General features: G+C 76.1%; 1 protein-coding gene. It reads left to right on the top strand.

Annotated elements, in window-relative coordinates; translation table 11 throughout:
• Nucleotides 1–10 precede the first annotated feature (10 nt).
• Nucleotides 11–2,095, top strand: a 2,085-nt coding sequence (locus ACTUAL_RS21570; RefSeq protein ID WP_440901520.1) for a polyketide synthase dehydratase domain-containing protein, incomplete at its 3' end; no start/stop codon positions are given.

Genomic DNA, 2,095 nt, shown 5'->3' with positions numbered 1-2,095 from the left:
GCGGGAGACCGTGGAGTTCGAGCGGGCTGTCAGGTCGTTGTCCGAACGCGGGTTCGGGACGTTCATCGAGGTCAGCGCTCACCCCGTGCTCACGCTGGGCGTGCAGCAGACCGCCGAGGACGCCCTGGTCGTGGGCACCCTCCGCCGCGATCAGGACGGCCTGGACCGCGTCCTGAGCTCTCTCGCGGAAGCCCACGTCAACGGCGTCGAGGTCGACTGGTCCCCGGCCTTCCCCGACGCGCACCGCGTCGACCTGCCCACCTACCCCTTCCAGCGCCAGCGCCACCGGCTCCCCGTCGGCGAGCGCGCGGGCGCCGATGTCGAGTCCGCCGGGCTGCGCCCCGCAGGCCACCCCCTCCTCGGCGCGGCCGTCGAGATGCCCGGCGGCGGTGCGCTGCTGACTGGCCGGATCTCGCTGCGCGAGCACCCCTGGCTCGCCGACCACTCGGTCTTCGGGACGGTGCTGCTACCGGGGACCGCGTTCCTCGAACTGGCCGTCCACGCCGCCGACACCACGGGGTGCGGTCGGATCGAGGAGCTTGCCCTAGAGGCCCCGCTGGTGCTGCCCGAACGGGGTGCGGCGCAGCTCCAGCTCGCCGTCGACCCGGAGGACGAGAGCGGTGCCCGGACCTTCCACCTCCACTCCAGGAAGGGAGACGCGGCCGAGTGGACCCGCAACGCCACCGGTGTCCTCGCGGCGAACCCCGGCGCACCCGAGACCGTCGCCGACGCCGAGTGGCCGCCGCGCGGAGCCGACCCCGTTCCCGTGGACGACTTCTACACCGGGTTCACTGAACGGGGCTACGGACACGGGCCCGCGTTCCAGGGGCTGCGCGCCGCCTGGCGCAGGGGTGACGAGGTGTTCGCCGAGGTCCGCCTGCCCGAGGAGTTGACGGGAGGCGCCGACCGCTACGGCCTGCACCCGGCGCTCCTCGACGCGGCCACCCACGCGGTCGCCCTCACCGGGGCCCGACGGGACGACGCGCACCTGCCGTTCTCCTGGCAGGGCGTGACGCTGCACGCCACCGGGGCCACCTCGGTGCGGGTCCGGGTCCTCGCCACCGGGCCGGACACCTACCGGGTCGCGCTGACCGACGAGACGGGCGCCCCGGTGGCCACCGCCGAGTCGCTGACCGTCCGCCCGGTCACCGAGGAGCAGGTGCGCCCCGCCCACGACTCGCTGTTCCACGTGCGCTGGGCGCCCGTTCCCGGTGACAACGGCGGCGGTGCGCCCGTGGTGGCCGTCCCGCACGACGACCTGCGCCTCGCCACCCGGCTCACCGGCCCCGCCCTGCCCACCGATCCCGCAGCCGCCCCACCGGGATTCGCGCTCGCCACCTTCGCCGGTGGCGCCACCGACCTCGCCTCCGCCACCAGGGCGGTCACCGCCCGCGCCCTCGAGCTGCTCCAGAGCTGGCTCGCCGACGACCGGCTCGTCGAGAGCACCCTGGTCGTGTGCACGCGCGGCGCGGTGCGCACCGGCTCCGGCGACCCGGAGCAGGACCTCGCGGCCTCGGCGGTGTGGGGCCTGGTCAGGACGGCCCAGACCGAGCACCCCGACCGGTTCGTCCTGCTCGACCTGGACGACCACCCCGACAGCGCGGCGGCGCTCCCGGCCGCGCTGGCCACCGGCGAACCTCAGCTGGCCCTGCGCGCCGGGCTCCCGCACCGCCCGCGCCTGGCCCGCGCCGCCGCGCAGGACGCGTCCGCGCCCGTCGACCTCACCGGCACCGTGCTCGTCACCGGGGCGAGCGGCACGCTCGGCAGGCTGGTCACCCGGCACCTCGTCGAGGCGCACGGCGCGCGGGACCTCGTGCTGCTCAGCAGGCGCGGTGCGGACGCCGAGGGCGTCGCGGAGTGGGTGGACGAGCTGGACCGGCTCACCGCGTCCGTCCGGGTCCTCGCCTGCGACGCGGGGGACCGGGCCGACCTCGCCCGCACCCTGGCCGGGTTGCCGACCCCGCCGACCGCCGTCGTGCACGTCGCGGGCGTCCTCGACGACGGGGTCCTCACCGCCCAGGACCCGGAGCGGCTCGACCGGGTGTTCACGCCCAAGGTCGACGCCGTGGTCAACCTGCACGAGCTGACCGGGAGC

This window comes from Actinosynnema sp., assembly GCF_052038725.1.
Note: the sequence above shows the minus strand (reverse complement) of the source record. Positions and strands in the feature narration are given on the sequence as shown.